The sequence below is a fragment of the Fibrella aquatica genome (assembly GCF_041321135.1).
Lineage (GTDB): Bacteria > Bacteroidota > Bacteroidia > Cytophagales > Spirosomataceae > Fibrella > Fibrella aquatica.
Genome location: NZ_JBGGWF010000001.1, coordinates 169,339 through 188,260, shown reverse-complemented (window position 1 = coordinate 188,260; position 18,922 = coordinate 169,339). Strand labels below are relative to the sequence as shown.

At 50.9% G+C, this 18,922-nt stretch carries 15 protein-coding genes; 6 read left to right on the top strand and 9 right to left on the bottom strand.

Features of this window, described 5'->3' with window-relative positions; all coding sequences use genetic code 11:
* Positions 1–304: 304 nt before the first annotated feature.
* The gene (gene prfB, locus ACAW87_RS00660; protein WP_370721217.1) at positions 305–1,378 is read left to right on the top strand and encodes a peptide chain release factor 2; all 1,074 of its coding nucleotides are present in this window, start codon (positions 305–307) and stop codon (positions 1,376–1,378) included.
* A 74-nt stretch (positions 1,379–1,452) separates the two neighbouring features.
* Here the strand turns inward: prfB and ACAW87_RS00655 are convergent, their stop codons facing one another.
* The 4 genes from ACAW87_RS00655 to ACAW87_RS00640 all read right to left on the bottom strand — a co-directional run bounded on the left by ACAW87_RS00655 (position 1,453) and on the right by ACAW87_RS00640 (position 5,893).
* Entirely contained in the window at positions 1,453–2,442 is a 990-nt protein-coding gene (locus tag ACAW87_RS00655; RefSeq protein ID WP_370721216.1) for an NADPH:quinone oxidoreductase family protein, read from the bottom strand.
* Positions 2,443–2,634: 192 nt separating this feature from the next.
* Positions 2,635–3,786: a sigma-54-dependent transcriptional regulator gene (locus tag ACAW87_RS00650; RefSeq protein WP_370721215.1), complete on the bottom strand. Its 1,152-nt coding sequence runs from the start codon at positions 3,784–3,786 to the stop codon at positions 2,635–2,637.
* A gap of 228 nt (positions 3,787–4,014) precedes the next feature.
* The gene (locus ACAW87_RS00645) at positions 4,015–4,662 is read right to left on the bottom strand and encodes a DUF4142 domain-containing protein (RefSeq protein WP_370721214.1); all 648 of its coding nucleotides are present in this window, start codon (positions 4,660–4,662) and stop codon (positions 4,015–4,017) included.
* 154 nt (positions 4,663–4,816) lie between these two features.
* Positions 4,817–5,893, bottom strand: coding sequence for a LuxE/PaaK family acyltransferase (locus tag ACAW87_RS00640; protein WP_370721213.1), 1,077 nt, complete (start codon positions 5,891–5,893; stop codon positions 4,817–4,819).
* Positions 5,894–5,913: 20 nt separating this feature from the next.
* On the opposite strand from ACAW87_RS00640, the gene ACAW87_RS00635 reads away from it, so the two are divergent.
* Complete coding sequence (locus ACAW87_RS00635; protein ID WP_370721212.1) at positions 5,914–6,459, top strand: hypothetical protein; 546 nt, start codon at positions 5,914–5,916, stop codon at positions 6,457–6,459.
* Between the two features lie 119 nt (positions 6,460–6,578).
* Here the strand turns inward: ACAW87_RS00635 and ACAW87_RS00630 are convergent, their stop codons facing one another.
* A complete protein-coding gene (locus ACAW87_RS00630; RefSeq protein WP_370721211.1) occupies positions 6,579–7,853 on the bottom strand; it encodes a sensor histidine kinase in 1,275 nt (424 codons plus the stop codon).
* 217 nt (positions 7,854–8,070) lie between these two features.
* Here ACAW87_RS00630 and hemA point away from each other — a divergent pair, with 217 nt between their 5' ends.
* Together hemA and ACAW87_RS00620 are read left to right on the top strand one after the other, a co-directional pair.
* Positions 8,071–9,360, top strand: a complete 1,290-nt coding sequence (gene hemA / locus ACAW87_RS00625; protein ID WP_370721210.1) for a glutamyl-tRNA reductase — start codon at positions 8,071–8,073, stop codon at positions 9,358–9,360.
* A 157-nt stretch (positions 9,361–9,517) separates the two neighbouring features.
* On the top strand, positions 9,518–10,285 hold the full coding sequence (locus tag ACAW87_RS00620; protein WP_370721209.1) for a 3-keto-disaccharide hydrolase: 768 nt from the start codon (positions 9,518–9,520) through the stop codon (positions 10,283–10,285).
* 28 nt (positions 10,286–10,313) lie between these two features.
* On the opposite strand, the gene ACAW87_RS00615 is transcribed toward ACAW87_RS00620, so the two are convergent.
* The 3 genes from ACAW87_RS00615 to ACAW87_RS00605 form a co-directional block, all read right to left on the bottom strand.
* Complete coding sequence (locus ACAW87_RS00615) at positions 10,314–11,870, bottom strand: PAS domain-containing sensor histidine kinase (RefSeq protein WP_370721208.1); 1,557 nt, start codon at positions 11,868–11,870, stop codon at positions 10,314–10,316.
* An 84-nt stretch (positions 11,871–11,954) separates the two neighbouring features.
* A complete protein-coding gene (locus ACAW87_RS00610) occupies positions 11,955–12,332 on the bottom strand; it encodes a DUF2237 family protein (protein WP_370721207.1) in 378 nt (125 codons plus the stop codon).
* Between the two features lie 118 nt (positions 12,333–12,450).
* The gene (locus ACAW87_RS00605) at positions 12,451–14,922 is read right to left on the bottom strand and encodes an ABC transporter permease (RefSeq protein ID WP_370721206.1); all 2,472 of its coding nucleotides are present in this window, start codon (positions 14,920–14,922) and stop codon (positions 12,451–12,453) included.
* Positions 14,923–15,157: 235 nt separating this feature from the next.
* Here ACAW87_RS00605 and ACAW87_RS00600 point away from each other — a divergent pair, with 235 nt between their 5' ends.
* On the top strand, positions 15,158–15,904 hold the full coding sequence (locus ACAW87_RS00600) for an SDR family oxidoreductase (RefSeq protein WP_370721205.1): 747 nt from the start codon (positions 15,158–15,160) through the stop codon (positions 15,902–15,904).
* Between the two features lie 92 nt (positions 15,905–15,996).
* Positions 15,997–16,449, top strand: a complete 453-nt coding sequence (locus ACAW87_RS00595) for a hypothetical protein (protein WP_370721204.1) — start codon at positions 15,997–15,999, stop codon at positions 16,447–16,449.
* A 29-nt stretch (positions 16,450–16,478) separates the two neighbouring features.
* Here ACAW87_RS00595 and ACAW87_RS00590 read toward each other — a convergent pair whose 3' ends face one another.
* Positions 16,479–18,860: an FtsX-like permease family protein gene (locus ACAW87_RS00590; protein WP_370721203.1), complete on the bottom strand. Its 2,382-nt coding sequence runs from the start codon at positions 18,858–18,860 to the stop codon at positions 16,479–16,481.
* Between the last annotated feature and the right edge of the window lie 62 nt (positions 18,861–18,922).

The following is an 18,922-nucleotide window of genomic DNA, read 5'->3' as shown; positions in this document are numbered from 1 at the left end:
AGTCATTTTCAGAATCAGTCAATTGCCTGTGCAATGAATGACTACAAATGACTACCAATGACTATAAATGACCCTTTTTAAGAACGCAAAGGTAGGTCTAAAAGTTGACGGCTCACGACAACTCAGCAAAACCAAACCCACCCACTGCTTTGTTGTATCTTTGCCGAACCACATGGAACAACGATCAGGTAGAATCAACTGATTGGGTCGGCCGCTTGCAGCGAGGCAGTGATCTTTCAGGATCAGTCTATCCACGAAATCTGCGTTCCGCTTCTTTTACCCGTAAGCACGGGCTTTTGCCGATATGACTACTGAACAAGTACAGGAACTCCGAAGCCGGGTCGAGGCGCTGCGGGGTTATTTGGATTACGACAACAAAAAGCAACAGCTTGCCGAGCTGGAACAACAAACGTTTCAGCCCGAGTTTTGGACCGATGCAGCCCGCGCCGAAGGCGTGATGAAGCAGGTGCGTGGCTTGAAAGGCTGGATAACAAGTTACGAAAAACTGACCGGCGAATTTGGCGATCTTGAAACGCTCTACGAATTCTACGAAGCAGGCGACGTACCTGAAGAAGAAGTGGACGTTGAAGGTCGTAAGCTTCAGATTACGCTCGATGAGCTGGAGCTTAAAAAGATGCTCAGCAACGAAGAAGATCAACTATCGGCAGTGCTGGAGATTAACTCGGGAGCGGGTGGTACCGAAAGTCAGGACTGGGCCGATATGCTGTATCGAATGTATATGCGCTGGGCCGAGAAACATGGCTACGGCGTAAAACAGGTTGATTATCAGGACGGTGATACAGCCGGCATTAAATCGGCAACGATTGAGATCGATGGCCCGCTAGCCTACGGCTACTTAAAATCCGAGAATGGCGTTCATCGCCTGGTGCGTATTTCCCCCTTCGATTCAAACGCCCGCCGACATACGTCATTTGCCTCGGTATATGCGTATCCGCTAGTCGACGATACGATTGAGATTGACGTAAACCCGGCTGATATTACGTGGGATACGTTCCGGTCGGGCGGAGCCGGGGGGCAAAACGTGAACAAAGTAGAAACCGCCGTTCGCCTTAAACACAAACCATCCGGCCTTATAATCGAATGTCAGCAGGAACGCAGCCAGTTGATGAACAAGGAAGTAGCTATTCGTTTGCTGAAATCAAAGCTGTATCAGATCGAGGTCGAAAAGCGTAATGCCGCCCGTGCCGAAATTGAAGCCAGCAAGCAGAAGATCGAATGGGGTTCACAGATACGCTCCTACGTACTCGACGACCGCCGCGTGAAAGATCATCGTACGGGTTACCAGACGTCCAACACCGAAGCCGTTCTTGACGGCGATATCGACGGGTTTATTAAGGCCTATTTGCTGGAACAGTAATCCAGACCTGAATTTTCAGGAGATTTTGTTACACTCCTGAAAATCCAGTAAGTCTCTACGGTCCGTTGCGCGGTTCAGACAACGATCAGCACTTTGCCCATTACCCGGCGGCCCAGCATGTCGTTCAGCGCGTCGGCGGCCTGTTCGAGTGGGTACGTGGCGTGAATGTGCGGAACAAGCTTTCCCTGCTGCCAGAACTGAAGTAGCTCCTGCACGTTCTGCCGGTTTTCGGCTGGCTGACGTTCGGCAAAAGCGCCCCAGAAAACACCCACCACCGAACAACCTTTCAGCAAGGGCAGGTTGAAAGGCAAACTCGGAATGGGTCCGGCAGCAAAGCCAACCACCAAGTAACGTCCACCCCAGGCCATCGAACGAAGAGCAGGCTCTGCTAAATCGCCGCCAACCGGATCATAAACTACATCGACGCCTTTTTTGCCAACCAGTTCGGTAAGGCGTCCACGTAAGGGTTGGGTGGTGTAATTAATGGTTTCGTCGGCACCGTACTGGCGGCACAGGGATAGTTTCTCGTCGGTCGATGCAGCGGCGATAACACGGGCACCCATCAGTTTACCGAGTGTAACCGCCGCTAGTCCTACACCACCAGCCGCGCCCAGCACCAGTAACGTTTCCGGATCGCCGGACCGTTCGGAACGTACCTGCGCCCGCTGCTTCAAGGCGTGGTACGACGTGCCATAGGTATACATCAGCGAAGCAGCCGTGTTGAAGTCCATACCATCGGGCATCAGAAACGTTTTGGCGGCATCGGCAAGCACTCCTTCAGCGAAACCACCCCAGCCGGTTAGGGAAAATACCCGATCGCCCACTTTAAGGTGAGTAACGCCCGCCCCTACTTCACGCACAACGCCCGCCACTTCGCCACCGGGCGAAAAAGAAAAATCGGGCTTGAACTGATATTTGCCTTCAATAATGAGCGTATCAGGGAAGTTTACCCCGCAAGCTTTTACTTCGACAACAACTTTTCCCGGCACTGCCTCGGGCCAGGCAATCTCGTCAACGACCAAGGATTCGGGCGGGCCAAACTGGCGGCAGAGAACAGCTTTCATAGGCTTGTAAGTCGAAAAAAAGTGCTGAGTCGCTTTAAGTCTGGAGAGTCGGTTGGTGTGGCTTATGCGAGAGCACTCTGCCAATTTACTTGTTTTGATTATCGTAAAATAGCAGCGCTTTCATCATCCATACTAACGTCGGGACGACAAAAGCGCTGCACTCAAAACGACTCATCACTTTTCAGACTTTATTTACGCATACATCTTTACGTCTTCCAGTGTAATAGAATCGCCACACATGATCACCAGTCGTTCGATGACATTGCGGAGTTCGCGGACGTTACCCGTCCAGGGCATTGATTGGAGATATACCATAGCCGGCGGCTCAATTTCTTTTACCGGTGCGTTGTATTCGCCACTGATATCCTGCAAAAATTTATCGGCCAGTAGCGGAATATCTTCTTTCCGATCAGCCAGTGCAGGTACGTGAATCACAATTACGCTTAACCGGTGGAATAAATCTTCGCGGAAATTCCCTTCGGCAATCTCTTTACGCAAGTCTTTATTCGTGGCCGCAATCACGCGCACGTTGACCTTGATTTCTTTATCGCCACCCACCCGGGTGATTTTGCTTTCCTGCAAAGCCCGCAACACTTTTGCCTGGGCCGATAGGCTCATATCACCGATTTCGTCGAGAAACAACGTACCTCCGTCGGCCTGTTCGAATTTGCCGATGCGCTTTGAAGCTGCACCCGTAAAGGCACCCCGCTCATGGCCAAATAGTTCGCTCTCGATCAGTTCGCCCGGAATAGCGGCGCAGTTAACCTCAACAAGCGACATACCGGCCCGGTTTCCTTTCTCGTGAATGCCTTTGGCCACCATCTCTTTACCAGACCCGTTAGGCCCGGTAACCAGTACCCGGGCTTCGGTAGCGGCCACGCGGTTAATGGTTTCTTTCACCTTCCGAATCGGATCTGACTCACCAACGATCTCGTTGATTTTGTAGATTCGTTTCTTCAGCGTCTTGGTCTCAGCTACCAGCTTCGACTTTTCGATGGCGTTGCGAACCGTTACCAAGAGACGGTTCAGGTCGGGTGGTTTCGTAATGAAATCAAAGGCGCCCCGTTTGGTGGCCTCCACCGCATTTTCGACGTTACCAAAAGCCGAAATCATAATGAACTGAGTGCCACGTTCAGCATCATTTGCTTTTAGTAACATCTCTAATCCATCCATTTTAGGCATTTTGATGTCGCACAGCGCCACATCGTACCGCGATTTCAAGACCATTTCCAGGCCCTCTTCGCCGTCTTTGGCCTCGTCGACCTCGTAGCCCTCATATTCTAAAATATCGCGCAGGGCTGCCCGGATGCTCTTTTCGTCATCAATGATGATGATCTTGGCCATAAGGTGTGTAAAAAAACGTAGTCAATATATTCATATGTTTTGGACTTGATCAATTTTGATCAGCATAAACACATCGGTTGCTTTAACAAATCGAAGTAAGGTCATTACGCACAAGGAAACAACATCCGGCTACAATTTATAGCCTGTCAATACTCAAAGACAACTGCATGAGCGCAAAAAAGGCTGATCAGATCATGATCAGCCATTACATCAATCTATTTTCAGCAATTAACGACCACTGGTCGACGTGTTACCGCTCCGCAGTTTAGCATTCAATTCCCGAGCAACTTTCAGATGTGTTTTCACCAGTGGGTGAGCCGCTTTAGCCACAGCCATCAGGTCAGTATCTTTTCCTTTGCTCTCTACTTTCGACATAACCTTGTCGAGCGTCTCGTGGCCTTTTACAGCATGCTCCTGCACATAGTGGCGCTCCAGCGCGGCGGGCTCCATACCCTGCATTTTTGATACCATCTCCTGTGTTTTCGTATCAGGAGCAGCCGGTAGCGTGATGCCTTTGGCCGATGCAATTTCTTTCAACTTAGCCGCCAAACCTGTCTGCTCTTCTATTTCCGCCTGAGCCATTTCCCGAACCTCGGGATTAGTTGATTTCTGAACAGCCACCTGACTCGTTTCCAGTTGCATCATCCCGCCCATCGCCACTTCCATCATCAATCCTTCATCTTGCTTCGACAGTTTAGCACTAGTGGGTGTGATCAATGCCACCGTTTCGGCCCCCTCTTTGTTCATCCGGTCGAACTCCACTTTGCTGGTTCGCCCTACTAGGTCACTATCCATCCGGCTGGTTTGGGCCATAGCCAATCCTGTAGTAAGTAACGTGGCTATCAGCCCTGCACCTGCAATCAATGAATTTTTCATATACGTTGTGATTTGTTGTTGTTGAAAACACAGACGTAACTACTCTTTATATGAAGTGTTTTGTATCTATAAATTAAATTTCATAAATCTATAGATTAACTAGGAAAATCATTTTTTACTAGGTGGTAGACTGCCAATTACCTCTCTATTTTGCCTAGAGCGCAACCAACAAATTGCAGCCACGTACATCGGCGTTGTCAAAGCGCCCCATGATGCGGAACGTACCTGAGTGGCCCTCATATTGGCCTAAATCCTGGGTTTCAATGAACGCGCAGGAGTCCAGATTGGCCAGATCGATGACATTAACGCCACCCGTTTGCTTGCCCAATGTTTGGCCGGGCTCATAGCTGTAGAACGGATCATTGAGGTCGCGTAGACGTACCTGAATAGTAGCTCCCGGCCGAAACACGCCCGCCCCCGTTGAATAGGCCTGAGACAGCAGTTCGGTCATTCCATATTCGGAGTGAACGGCAGGTATACCCAATTTTTGGATTAGTTCGGCGTGTACTTCTTCACGCAGCAACTCACGCCGACGCCCTTTCATGCCACCCGTCTCCATGACCACCAAGCCGGGATGTTCTCCAGCCCACTCCAGCGATTCGCCCGCTTCATCGACCCAATCGAGTAACCCAAACGTAACGCCGATTAGCAATACTTTTTGGGCTGATTGGCCGGGTCGCAACGCTTCTTGGGTCAGGTGGCGCAGGCGGTTGGTTAGTTCAGGGTAGTTGTTTAAATAAAAACCCGACTGATCGGAGCCCGATAGCGCCATAAATCGCTGAACCATATATACTAGCGACGAGTTATTTCGTTCCAGATACGACGGTAGCAAGCCCAGAATATGAAACTGGCTAAGCGGCCCGTAGGTCTCTTCAAACAGTCGCTGGCAAACAGCATCGTAGAGAGAAAGATCGGGAACAAAGTGCCGACTTGTTGTGGCGCCGGTGGTTCCACTACTGGCGAATTCGGTAGCGTCGGATACATCGGGAATCAGAACGCGGTGCGTTTTGAAAAAGCTGATGGGCAGAAACGGTATAGCTGCCACTGATTGCACTGCCTCGGGCCTACAGCGAAGGTGACGCAGATACTCGGCATATACGGCGTTATACCTGGCCTGATAGTGAAACAGATCAAGGGCAAGCGCATCGAATTGGGTAGCCGTTACGCTAAGAATACGTTGCCGCAGCGATGAACGCCAGTCGGATTGGGATAAAAACACAGTAGCTTGCAAAAATTCAGTACGTTAACAGCATGCGCAGACAACTAATTCATCGGGGAATGGTGGCGGTAGCCCTTGCAACTGCCCTTACAGCTTGTTTCACGGAACCAAACTACAGCGATACGCCTGAAATTCGGCTTGTTGGCCCCCCCGTGAAAGTCACACTTGAACCAGGAACAGGCGTTGGACAAGCACGGCGTGATTCTGTAATTATGACGATCCGGTTACAGGACGGCACCGGCGATATTGGCGAAGATACCCGCGATACAACCCGGCTTCGGCAGGTATTCGGCGCTGATACCTGGGGAAACTACGAGATCAAAACGTTTGAGTTCGTTAATGGCGGCTACCGAGAGTTACCGTCAAGCGACAACAGCAAACTATTCTTTCCGCGTTCACCACTTGGCGAGCAGAAAGGTGCTATTGAAGGAGACATCGATTTCAGTCAGGTTTTCTTCTACCAACGCCCCTTCCGCATGGCCACTGTCCGGTTTCAGGTACGTATCCGCGACCGCGCCCTGAACGTCAGCAATACAATCGTGACCGATACCATCTCCGTCCCGCTCAATGGGCGGTAAATAATAATAAGTTTAGTGTTTTGGGTTTGATATTTGACGGGCTTCGCTGATTACCCGAATAGGTTGATGAGCGAAGCCCGTCAAACATCAAACCCAAAACACTAAACTTGCAACAGTTATCACACCTTCTTTGGCCCCCGCAGCGTTAGCAGTGAGGGCCTTTTTTTGCGGGCTACGGTCACGTTGGGCAGGGAACCGGGTTCGCGGTTGAGCACAATACGGAAGGTAGTGCCCTTCCCTACTTCAGACGATTTCACGAACAAACGTCCGTTGTGATACTCTTCAACAATTCGTTTGGCCAAGGTTAGCCCCAGTCCCCAACCTCGCTTTTTCGTGCTATAACCCGGCGAAAACACCTTCGCCATGGTCAGTTTGGTCATGCCTTTGCCCGTGTCGGTAATATCGATCGCTATTTCGTCGTTGGGTAACGGCAATAATCGAATGCGTAATTCACCAACTCCTGCCATGGCATCTACCGCATTTTTGCAGATATTTTCAATCACCCACTCGAACAGCAGTCTATTGATTCGTACCATTAGCGTAGTGGGTAGATTGCTTTCTACCGTCATTTTTACCTTGGTAGAAATGCGGCGGGCTAAATAACTGGTAAACTGCGTCACTACCTCATCCAGGTTTTCGTCTTTCAGCGTAGGAACTGAGCCAATGCTGGAGAAACGGGCCGTAATTGTTTCCAGTCGCTGCACATCTTTCTCGATTTCGTCGGTTACCTCGGCTTCGTAATGCTCGGGGTCTGTGCGCATATAGTCGACCCACGCCAGCAACGATGAAAGCGGTGTACCCAGCTGATGCGCAGTTTCTTTGGCCAGGCCCACCCAAACCCGGTTTTGCTCGGCCCGCCGCGAAGAACTAAACGACAGATAAGCCAGCATAGCCAGCGCAGCTAATACAATCAGCAGGGCAATCGGAAAATAACTCAAATATTTGAGCAATAACGAGTTATTGTAGTAGATAAGCCCTTTTTCGCCGTCTTTCAAATCCACCACAATCGGTGGATGATTCGCCCGCATTTCGTGCATCTGTTGCTTCAGAAACGCATTCTTTTCATCACCAGTCAGGTTGTTGGGTATATCAATGTTCTGATACTGAGATGGCTCTAAATGACCATCTGCGTAAATGGCAGGTATCGCATTATTTTCATCTGTCTCGATAATTGCCGTAACAATGAAATTCAAATCTTCCTGCTCATTAGCCGTTTGAATAGCATACGCCAGCGCTCTGGCGTATAATCGCATGTACTGCTCCTCCCGCGCTTCAAGTCTGTTTATAATGCTCTGCGTAAATAGCAATGACCCAGTACCCACCAGAAGCAGGTTCAAGGCCACAATAATTTTCATTACATTATTCTGACTGTATATGTCAAATGACTTAAGCATCTACCTACTGATTTATCCCAACAAGGTAACGAATCATAGAACTTGAACGTACATTAGGGTGTTTCCATTTAAAGCAACTGAGTAGGATTTTAGAAAGAAGAAGTCCATATTATTTATATCTTTTCTAAATAATCAGCATACTCACTTCATCGTCTATGCAGACGGTTTTGTACCGTAATTTTGTACCCCGTTTAGCTGTTGACTAAGCGTAATCGCTATGTTTGACGTTTTCAAATCAATCAGTCTCTCTCACAAAACGGCCCCTTTGGCCATACGTGAGTTAATTGCACTCAACGAAGACGAAGCCAAACGGCTAATGCTCCGTTTACGTGACATTTTGGGCCTTTCTGAGTTGCTGGTTGTCTCGACCTGTAACCGGACAGAGGTATACTATACCGCTTCAGAAGACCATAACAACACCATTGCGCGGTTGTTACTGATCGAAAAAGGGCTTACCGACACCGACGCTTATCTCCCCTATTTCCAACAAATACCCGATCATACGCTGGCAGTCCGGCATTTGTTCGAAGTATGCGTTGGCCTGCACTCACAGGTAATCGGGGATATGCAGATACCCAATCAGGTAAAGCAATCGTATCAGTGGTCGGCAGACCTCGACATGGCCGGGCCATTTCTGCACCGGTTGATGCACACGATCTTTTTCACCAACAAGCGTGTAGCGCAGGAAACATCGTTCCGCGATGGTGCCGCGTCTGTATCCTACGCCGCTGTTGAGCTTATCGACGAACTGCTGGGCGAGCGCGGAAATCCAAAGGTGCTGGTGGTCGGGTTGGGCGAAATTGGCGCCGATGTCTGCCGCAACCTCGCCAACCGCGATGTCAGTAACATCACAATCTGTAACCGCACCCGTTCGAAAGCCGAAGAATTAGCCCACGAACTGAATGTCCGCTTTGCCGATTTTGATCAGCTGGCTACGGAGATTCAGCAAGCTGACGTAATTATTTCGGCCGTACAACGCGACGAGCCCTTGTTTACGCCCGCTCTGTTGCGCGATGTGACCGTCCTGACATACAAATACTTCATCGACCTGTCGGTGCCCCGTAGCGTTGACGCGGCCGTTGAGCAGATTCCAGGCGTTCTGGTCTATAACATCGATCACATACGTACCCGGACCGACGAAGCACTAAATCGCCGCCTGGCCTCTATTCCGCAAGTGGAAGCCATTATTTCACAGGCTACTGCCGAATTCGGCGACTGGTCGAAAGAGATGATGGTATCGCCGACGATCAACAAGCTGAAGAACGCACTGGAGCAAATTCGGAAAGAAGAGATTGCCCGTCATCTGAAACACCTGAGCCCTGATGAATCGGAGCGGATGGACAAAATCACGAAGGGTATTATGCAAAAAGTGCTGAAACTACCCGTTTTGCAACTTAAAGCCGCCTGCAAACGCGGCGAAGCCGAAACGCTGATCGATGTGTTGAATGACCTGTTCAATCTCGATAATCAGCCCGCCGATACCGGCAACTCGACACTACATTACTGACCTTTGCCCTAGTTCATTAAAAGCCCCGATCTCTCAAGGTCGGGGCTTTTTGCAGACAGGCCAATCAGGTGATCACTTAGTATAAACGGAGGTTTAGTTGCTTCCATAATGAATAAACGTTTAGTCAATCATCTGATAAACGCTAACTTCTGGTCTTGTGAACTTCAATACACTCCTGCTTCCGGTAGCCCTGTTTGTCAGTCTGCCTTTTACTTGCAGCGCACAGGTAGGCGTTGGTGCAAAAGCACCCAAAGGTGCCACTATTTACTTCGATGGTACCCAAAAAATGCGCGATGCTAAATGGACCTACTGGGATGGGCCGGGCCGCACAGCTACATTGCCCATTAAGTGGCCCATGACAACCGACCCGGTAGATGGTGGCCCGGTGATGAGTACCAACGATCCGGCGTCGGCGGGTGGTAAATATGGGTCGTCAGATCTGGTCACCAAAGACACATTCAAAGATGCCCGCATTCACGTTGAATTTCTGATTCCTACGGCGGGTGGCAACAGTGGCGTGTATCTGCAAAATCGCTACGAAATTCAGGTGCTCGATGGTGATTCCACCACGCATGGCATGGCGGCCGTCATCAACGAAGCAGCGGCTCCCTACAGCGCTTACAATGGTCTGGGCAAATGGAACGCGTATGATATGAATTTCAGAGCAGCCCGCTTTGTGAACGGCAAGCTGACCGAAAAAGCCCGGGTGACCATCTATTTCAACGGCAAAAAAATTCATACCGATCACCCAATCAATCAGGTGTGGGGTGGCCCTAAGTCGGGTATTGATGGCGGAAACGACGACGGTAAAGGTATTACCGATACAGCCGGAGGTTTGAAACTACAGGCCGAAGGGCATAATGTGCTCTATCGCAACATCTGGATCAAACCGCTTGACTTGAAGAAGGCATCGACAGATTTTTAATACAGCCGGATTTCATCCGGTGTACCCATCATTTAGGCAGATAAACCGAGAAAGTAGCGCCTTCATCTAACCGGCTAACAGCACCAATGCTGCCGCCATGCGTTTGGGCAACACGACGACAAACAGCCAACCCTACGCCAGTACCCGCATATTTATTCTTACCGTGAAGCCGCTGAAACACGTCGAAAATACGGTCGGTATATTGCTGATTGAACCCAATACCATTATCGCGAACATCTATTTGCCAGTAGGCCCGTTTAGCCGATAAATCAGGGGGAAGAGTAGCGGCATCTGCCAACTGACACGTTACGGCAATCATAGGCTTCTGACCGGGCGGCTGAAATTTCAGCGCATTACCGAGCAGGTTATGAAACAACTGCCGCAGTTGCACGGCCCGCCCCTGCACAGTTGGCAACGAATCGACCTGAATAGTAGGTTGCGTTTCCTGGATACGTACCTCAAGATCAGTAAATGCTTCGCTGATTATGTCATTTAAATCAACTGAGACAAACGGCTCTTTTTCGGTTGTCAGACGGGAGTAATTGAGCAAATCACGGATCAGATCAGACATTCGCCGGGCCGATGATTGTACCCGGGTGAGCATATCCAGTCCGGTGCCTTCCAACTGATCGGCGTATTGTTCGCCAAGCATTTTACTGAATGACTGCACTTTACGCAACGGTTCCTGCAAATCATGGCTGGCAATGTAGGCAAATTGCTGAAGGCCTTCGTTGGACTGCAACAATTCACGGTTCATCTGCGTCAGTTGCTGCTGCTGCTCAGACAGGCGGGTTATATTCACGAACGTAAACAATACCCCGTCACCCTGCTTAACGTAATACCCCTCGAACGTGCCCTGCACGCCATATTGATCGTAGGTAAACGAATTTTCAACCGATTCCCCCTGCTCGGTCACATAAACCAGTGTTTCGAATAGATCGAGCGCTTGGTAGTCTGGAAATAACGCCGATATAAGCTGACCAGTCATCTGCTCAACTGTATATCCAGTCATTTTCGCGTTCAGTTCATTGGTAAGCAGGTATTTAAAATCAACAATCGTATTCGTTTCGTTACGAACGGCTTGTAACAGCATCATACCCGATGGCGAGTGATCGACTACCCGTTGCAGCAGTGCGGCCTGTTCCTGCAAACGAATAGTGGCCTCGTGGCGCTCATGAATATCATAAAAAGACATCAGTAGCACATCGCCCACCCGCGATACGGATATATCTAGCCAACGATGCAGGGATGGATGCAGCATTTCCTGCCGGATTGCATTTCCTGAAGTATATACGTTGGCAAACAGATTGGCATGCCCCGATTCGTGAAATGACTTATTGATCTCACTTACCAATTTACCGGTTAACTCCCCGTTAGTATAGCCTAAGTAGCGGGCGGCGGCCGGATTCACGTATAAGTATCGAAAATCAACCAAAGCTCCCTCTTTGTTCCAGACAGGGGCCCACAACGAATTGGCACAGGCAGTGTGCTCAACGATGGCACGCAATAAATCAGCCTGGTAGTCAGTAGCTGACGCAGAAAGCACCGGAAACGCCGGGGGAGGCGCGTGGAGCAGGGAATCCATGATAATGCTAGTTGGTTACGGAGGTTAATAAGTAAAGATACGTCATTTATCCGCACACCGATTCCTTATTTACTGGACGCTTTCTTATTCTGTGGCTGGCTTTTCGGTAAGCGCCATACTCCAGAGCATATCTTCTTCAACATACTGTAAAGCCCGTTCGTGGGTGCTAGCCAATACAACTGGCGGGGCAACCTGCGCCTCATACGCCTCGCGCCAGCGAAGCGCACACAAGCACCATCGATCTCCTGCTTTCAAGCCGGGAAACTGAAATTCGGGCCGGGGCGTAACGAGGTCATTTCCCCGCGATAGCGTAAAGGCTAGAAAAGCATCGGTCATGATGGCACATACCACATGGCGGCCCGTATCCTGATCGTCGGTTCGGCAGAATCCGTCGCGGTAATAGCCGGTCATTGGTTTCTTACAACAGCAGGTCAGGGGCCCACCCAATATATTTTTTGGCATCGTTTTCAGGGAAAAGACAGTCGGATCTTAAACGCTGGACATCGGATAGTGGATTAGAATGCTCTTTGCTCATCATCCAGCAACCAGCGTCCACTAAGATACGCGATATCTACTTCCCCTATTCGCTCCGCAGACTTGCTACCGGATTGGCCACAGCAGCACGAATGCTTTGGTACGAAACGGTTAGTAGCGCAATAAGGGCTACCAACGTACCTGCCCCCGCAAAAAGCCACCAATGCAAAGGTGTTTTCTCAGCAAAATTCTGCAGCCATCTATCCATTGCCCACCAGGCCACGGGGGCGGAAACCATAAAGGCAATGCCAACCAACTGTAGAAAGTCTTTCGACAAGAGCGACACTACACTTAATACACTCGCTCCTAACACCTTGCGAACACCAATCTCTTTCGTGCGACGTTGTGCCGTGAACGCCGCCAGACCAAACAAGCCAAGACAGGCGATAAAAATGGCCAGACCCGCCGCCGCACTGAACAGTTGACCATACTGCTTCTCGGTCTGGTATTGCTCGTTGTAGGTCTCTTCGACGAAGAAATAATCGAACGGATTGCCGGGATAGCTTGCTTTGTACAGTTGCCCCAGCTCGGCTATCTGATCAGAAACAGCCTCCCTCCCCCGGGCGGTGTTGCCGGGTGCCAGCCGAATAGTCAGGTAACCATTGTTGGCACGAGGAATCAGCATGACGGCTTCCGTTGGTTGCTTCGGCGACTGATGCCGGTAATTACCAACCACACCCACTACCTCAAAACTACTTCCCCATAGCACCGTTTTCCCGATGGCATCTGCCGCCGACGCAAAGCCCATATCCAGCGCCGCTTTTTCGTTCAGAATAATGGCCCCGCCTTTTTCGTAATCAGCCTCTGCCTGCGCCCTGGTAAAATTCTGACCAGCCAGCAGTTTTATACCAAACGTGGGCAGAAACTTCTCGTCGGCAAAAATCATGTTATACGTCCGCTTCTCTTCACCGGACCGAGGATTCTGACGCGTAATACCCGCCGAACTGAAATTGTAAAAATTACCGGGTACACTGCCCGTATTGCACCATTCCTGTACGGAGGCCAATTGGCTAATCTGCTGTTGAAAAACCGTCCGACGCGTCTTAAAATCAGGCGATTGTGTACCTACCTCTGGTCTTTTTATGGCTACCAACCGGTCCATATTCAGACCAAGCGGGCGATTACGCAAAAATTGCACTTGCTGAAACATAACCATGGTGGCTACAATCAGCACCAGTGCAATACCAAACTGAACCACCACCAGCGACTGCCGTAGCCAGATGGCCCGGCCGTGACTCCCCACGCCGCCACGCATCATATCGACAGAGCGGGTTCGGGTAAGGGCGTAGGCTACATAAGACCCCGATAGGAGGGCGCCTGCCAGCAGGGCAAGAAGTCCCCAAACCCAAAGGCCTGGCTCGCCGGGGCGGCCAGCCAGCAACGTACCTATGCTAAGTTGTTTGCCCACAAACTGATTGAAGACGGGTTGCACCAGCCCGATCAACAGCAAACCCATCAGAAGACCCAACGCGTTGATCAACAACGACTCACTCAATAACTGCCCAACCAATTGGCCCTGAGTGGCCCCCACAACCTTCCGAACACCCACTTCTTTGGCGCGGGTCAGGGCAGTAGCGGTGCTTAGGTTGATGTAATTGAGCCACGCAATAAGCACAATTAGCAGGGCCAACCCGCTCAGCAGATAGACAAACGACAAACTGCCCACTGTCACGAACGGATCGCTCAGGGACTCGCCAAGGTGCGCGTACTTCGATGATTGCAACTGCACTGATGTCGTTTCTTCGTCCGTTTTTTTAGACCGATAAAACGCTGTCATTTTCCGCGCCAGCGCAACGGCATCGGTGCCGGGTTTGAGTTGCAGACAAGCTTGCAGAAAATTACTGTTGTAGCTGGTCAGGCTAGCCCAGTCATTTCCATTCAGGTTGGCCGGATTAGCCAGTGTTTGCAGGGAGTAGACCAGATCGAAGCGGGTATCCGAGTTTTCGGGCATATCGGTATATACGCCCCCCACCGTATATAGATGCTGGCCAAACTGACCGTTAACGGTGATCGTTTTGCCAAGCGCTGGTTGTTTGTCAAAATACCGACGGGCCGTTGATGCTGATAAAAAGACGATGTTGGGTTGTTTGAGATTGGCCGGAGTGCCGCTCACTAATGAGAACGTAAACATGGAAAAGAAACTGCCATCGGCCAGCGCCACGTTAGCCTCGCGGAAAGTTTTGGCTTCTCCTTTTGCAGGTTGTACACGTACAATTCCTTGTGCTGCGCCCGTTACAAGTCGACAAACGTTTTCTATTTCCGGAAAAGCAGCCTGCGCATCCGGAGCCAGCGCCGACGGACCGAACTCCCAGTTCTGCCCCGATTTATCCTGCAACAGAACCCGGTAAAGGGTCGGCAATTTCTGATGGAATTGATTGACGCTCCGTTCAAAAGCGATGTATTCCCAGATAAGCCCAAATGCTGCAATGCCAAGACCCAACCCGACTACGTTGATGGTGGTGAATACCTGATTTTTACGCAGGTTACGGAAGGCAATGGTGAGGTAGTGGCGGCACATAGCAATAGGCTCAGTTATAGGTCGTACACAAGAAGATCAACAGCCGTGCCAACATCCGAAAAACGCCATTTCGGGTTAATGAAGCCATTTCTTACCAGATTCTTGTCCGAAAGCGGACGGTAGTTGTCCGGGATTTTACACCTACAAGGTCTCAGAGACCTTATAGGTTTGGCAACGTACCTGGCCGGTTACTAATTTGCACTGCTCCCCACGCGTACTACAGCGTTTATCCGTTATGAAAACCGTTATCATCACCGGCGCAGGGCAGGGCATTGGCCGCTTTGCCGCCGAGTTTCTGCTCAATCACAATTATGCCGTTTCACTTTGGGAAGCCGACCCCGAAGCGCTTGCCGAAGCAGAGGAGGGACTAGGCACTTCGCACCCTCACGCCCAGTTTATTCAGTGCGATGTGTCGGACGAAAAGTCAGTTCAGCAAGCGATCAAGCAGACAGTAAAGCAGTTTGGCCGAATCGATGCGCTTATCAACAATGCGGCGATCATGCAAGAGAAATCCATCGATGAACTGACGTTTGACGAGTGGAACCAAGCGATCGGTGTGAACCTGTCGGGTGTGTTTCTTTGCGCCAAATACGCGGCACCGCATCTACGCGAGCAACGGGGCACGATAATCAGTCTCTGCTCAACGCGGGCGTTTCAGTCAGAGCCTGACACATTTGGCTATTCGGCCAGTAAAGGAGGTATTTTCGCGCTGACGCATTCATTGGCCATGAGTCTCGGCCCGCAGGTACGTGCCAACTGCATCAGCCCCGGCTGGATCGACGTATCGGGCCTCAAGAAAGGCCATCAGGATCCCGACAAGCTACGCCCCGCCGATCACAGTCAGCACCCCGCCGGTCGCGTTGGTCGCCCCGACGATATTGCCCGGATGATCCTGTTCCTGCTAGACGAAGCCAATGATTTCATTACCGGCCAGAATTTTGTCGTGGACGGCGGCATGACCCGCAAGATGATCTATAAATAATGGCAAAAAGTGGCCATTATTTGCTGACTATCAATACGTTAATCAAGACTAAGAGATTCACTATATTTGAGGAGTAAACCAGTACTTGATTTATGACCGCATACCCAAACAGCTCCACTCCAGCTTCATTAGTGAATGACGACGGCGCGAATGAGCCTATGCGGCATCAGCAAATCATTTCCCGGTTGCATGTAGGTTTGGGCATCTTGTATTACAAAGATCGCACACTCACTTACGAACCGCTCGCCGAGACCATGCTTGCTGAGGGCTATGGCAACCCGGTACCAGACGTGTTGCTCTTTGACCATACAACTGAGCAGACTCGCCTGATCGTTGAAGTATGCCAGACTAATGGTCAAAGAAACGATCTCAAAAAAATAATTCGACTCATCGAAGATGACGACTACGGCATCCTGGAAGGCTTCGTCTACAACTACCGAACCAACGAATGGCTCCGGTATTGCAAAGGCGATGGTGGCGTGGCAACCGCTACCTCGTTTTCGGAATTGATCGGTCTGGATTTGGTACAGTTTTTAAACCCATAAGGTCTCCGAAGACCTTACAGGTTTGAACATCACTCGCTTCGCAAACTAGTTACCGGGTTGGCCAGAGCGGCGCGGATGCTTTGGACGCTGATGGTTAGTAGCGCAACGAGCATAGACCCGGCACCAGCCATCGCGAATATCCACCATTCGATGGTGATATGGTAGGCAAAGTCGGCCAGCCACTTGTTCATAGCCCACCACGCCAACGGACTGGCAATCAGGACGGCCACGGCAACTAATGCCACTAGCTCGCGACTGAGCATACCGACAATACCGGCAACACTGGCTCCCAGCACTTTACGGATACCAATCTCTTTGGTGCGGGCTTCAACCGTAAACGTCATCAGGCCCAATAGGCCGAGACAGGCAACCAACAGGGTCAGGATAGTGAAGCCATTGACCAGCGTAGCCAGTTGCTGCTCTTGTTCGTAAAGCTTGTTGTAAGCATCATCGAGGAAGTAATAATCGAAAGGGGCGGGTGGGTTAGCTTGTTCGTACAGGAGTTTGAGTTGCCCCAGCGCCACAGGTACGTCCTGATTCGGGTTCAGTTTCACCAGCAAATAACCGCCATTCTCTACCACAGCCCGGCTGGTATCACTCACGACCGAGAGCATCACCGGCGACTGTTCCTGTTTCAATCCGAAAAGCTTAAAATCTGCCGTAATGCCTTGCAAGCCCTGATTATTAAAACCGTATGGGTCAGGATGCGGTACGACACGAACTGTTTCGCCCGCCTCTTTCATCGCCTGTTGATTATACACCTGCAGCTCCTTCGTAATGGCTTTGTCGTTCCAACCAACCGGCGGTACACTCCAGCCAATGCCGAGTGTCTTGAAAAACGATTTATCAACCGTCAGCACGTTGACCATCGATTGCTTTTGGGTCTTTTTTGCGGTCAAAAAATAAATAGCTACGAATGGAGTAAACAGGCGCGTATTGGTAGCGGCCACCTGATCGGCACCGTTCCACTGACGAACGGCATCGCGCAACGCCGCGTACTGGGGGGCCATCTCTTTGTCAATGGCAACAGACACAACTTGCGCCCGGTCGAGACCAATATTTTTTGTCCGCAGGAAGCGCATCTGTGCAAAGAAGATCAAGCTACACATGAGCAAACCAGCCGACGCGGCAAACTGACCCGTCGTGAGAATGCGACGCATACCCGCACCCTGCCGCCCGCCCGACACCGTACTTTTAAGGGCATCCTGCGGCCGGAAACCGGACAACAGAAAAGCGGGATAACTACCAGCCAGTAATGAACAGCCAAGCCACAGGCCAGCGAGTAACAGCCAGTAACTGGCGTCATCGAAAACGCGCCCATCCATATTAATACCCAGCAGCTGATTTATCCACGGAAATGACATCGCCAGCAGGCCAAGGCCCAGACTAACGGCTAGCGTAGTGGTCAGAAACGACTCCGTATAGAATTGCGCAACCAGCTCGCGCCGTTGCCCGCCGATGGCTTTCCGAACGCCCACTTCACGGGCCCGTTGCGTGGCGCGGGCGGTGGTCAGGCTGACGTAGTTGGTGGTGGCCAGAGCCAGAATCAGCAGGGCGATTCCCAGGAAAATATACAGATTCTGGCGTGTATCGGCCGTAACGGAATGACTGTGCAGGTGAAGATCAGGTAGGGCTTCGAGCAGGAACGACGCTTTGGCATCCATAAACTTGACGCCCTTATTCACCGATTTCAGCTTTTCGGCGGTTTTAGCTACGTCTGTTCCGGGTCGTAGCACCAGGTACGTGTCTAGGAAACCAGCATGCTCCCAGCTCTGCTTCTTGCGCTCGCCCAGCGTAGGCATGGAGGCTAGCGACACCAGCGCATCGAACCGGAAAATAGTGTTGGTGGGTAAATCAGAAAATACACCGCTGACTGTTAGCGGATAGTTTTTGTCGTAGGTGATCGTCTTCCCAACCGGGTTCTGATTACCGAATAGCTTCTCAGCCAGCGGCTTCGTCAGCACGATCTTTCCCGGCTCAGTCAGTGCCGTTCGTGGGTCACCCTCAGCCAGGCCGAAGCCCATGACCGTCAGCAACGATGGATCGGCAAAGCCTACGTTGGCTGGTTTTTGCTGGTGGTCAGCATCCGCCTGCACCCAGACGGGACCCATTCCTGCCGAAAAACGCACGATTTGTTCTACCTCAGGCAATTGCCGTTTCGCTTCCCGGCCAAACGACTCGTGCATGTTGGTCATGGTCATTTCCTGCCCGTCGTATTTCGACACAGACAGCGCCCGATAGGTACGTTCGGCAAACGGGTGAAACCGGTCGTAGTGGAATTCGTGCCAGACGTATAGCCCAATATAGGCGCTCACGGCGAGCCCAACGGCCAGTCCGCCAATGTTCAGGGCTGAATACAACCGGTTACGCCCCAATTGGCGCAACGCAAGAAGGATGTAGGTACGTAGCATAACGCTGTGAACTGTAGCACCGAAGCTCCAGCTTCGGTAGTGTGAAGACGTCTCTTACTACC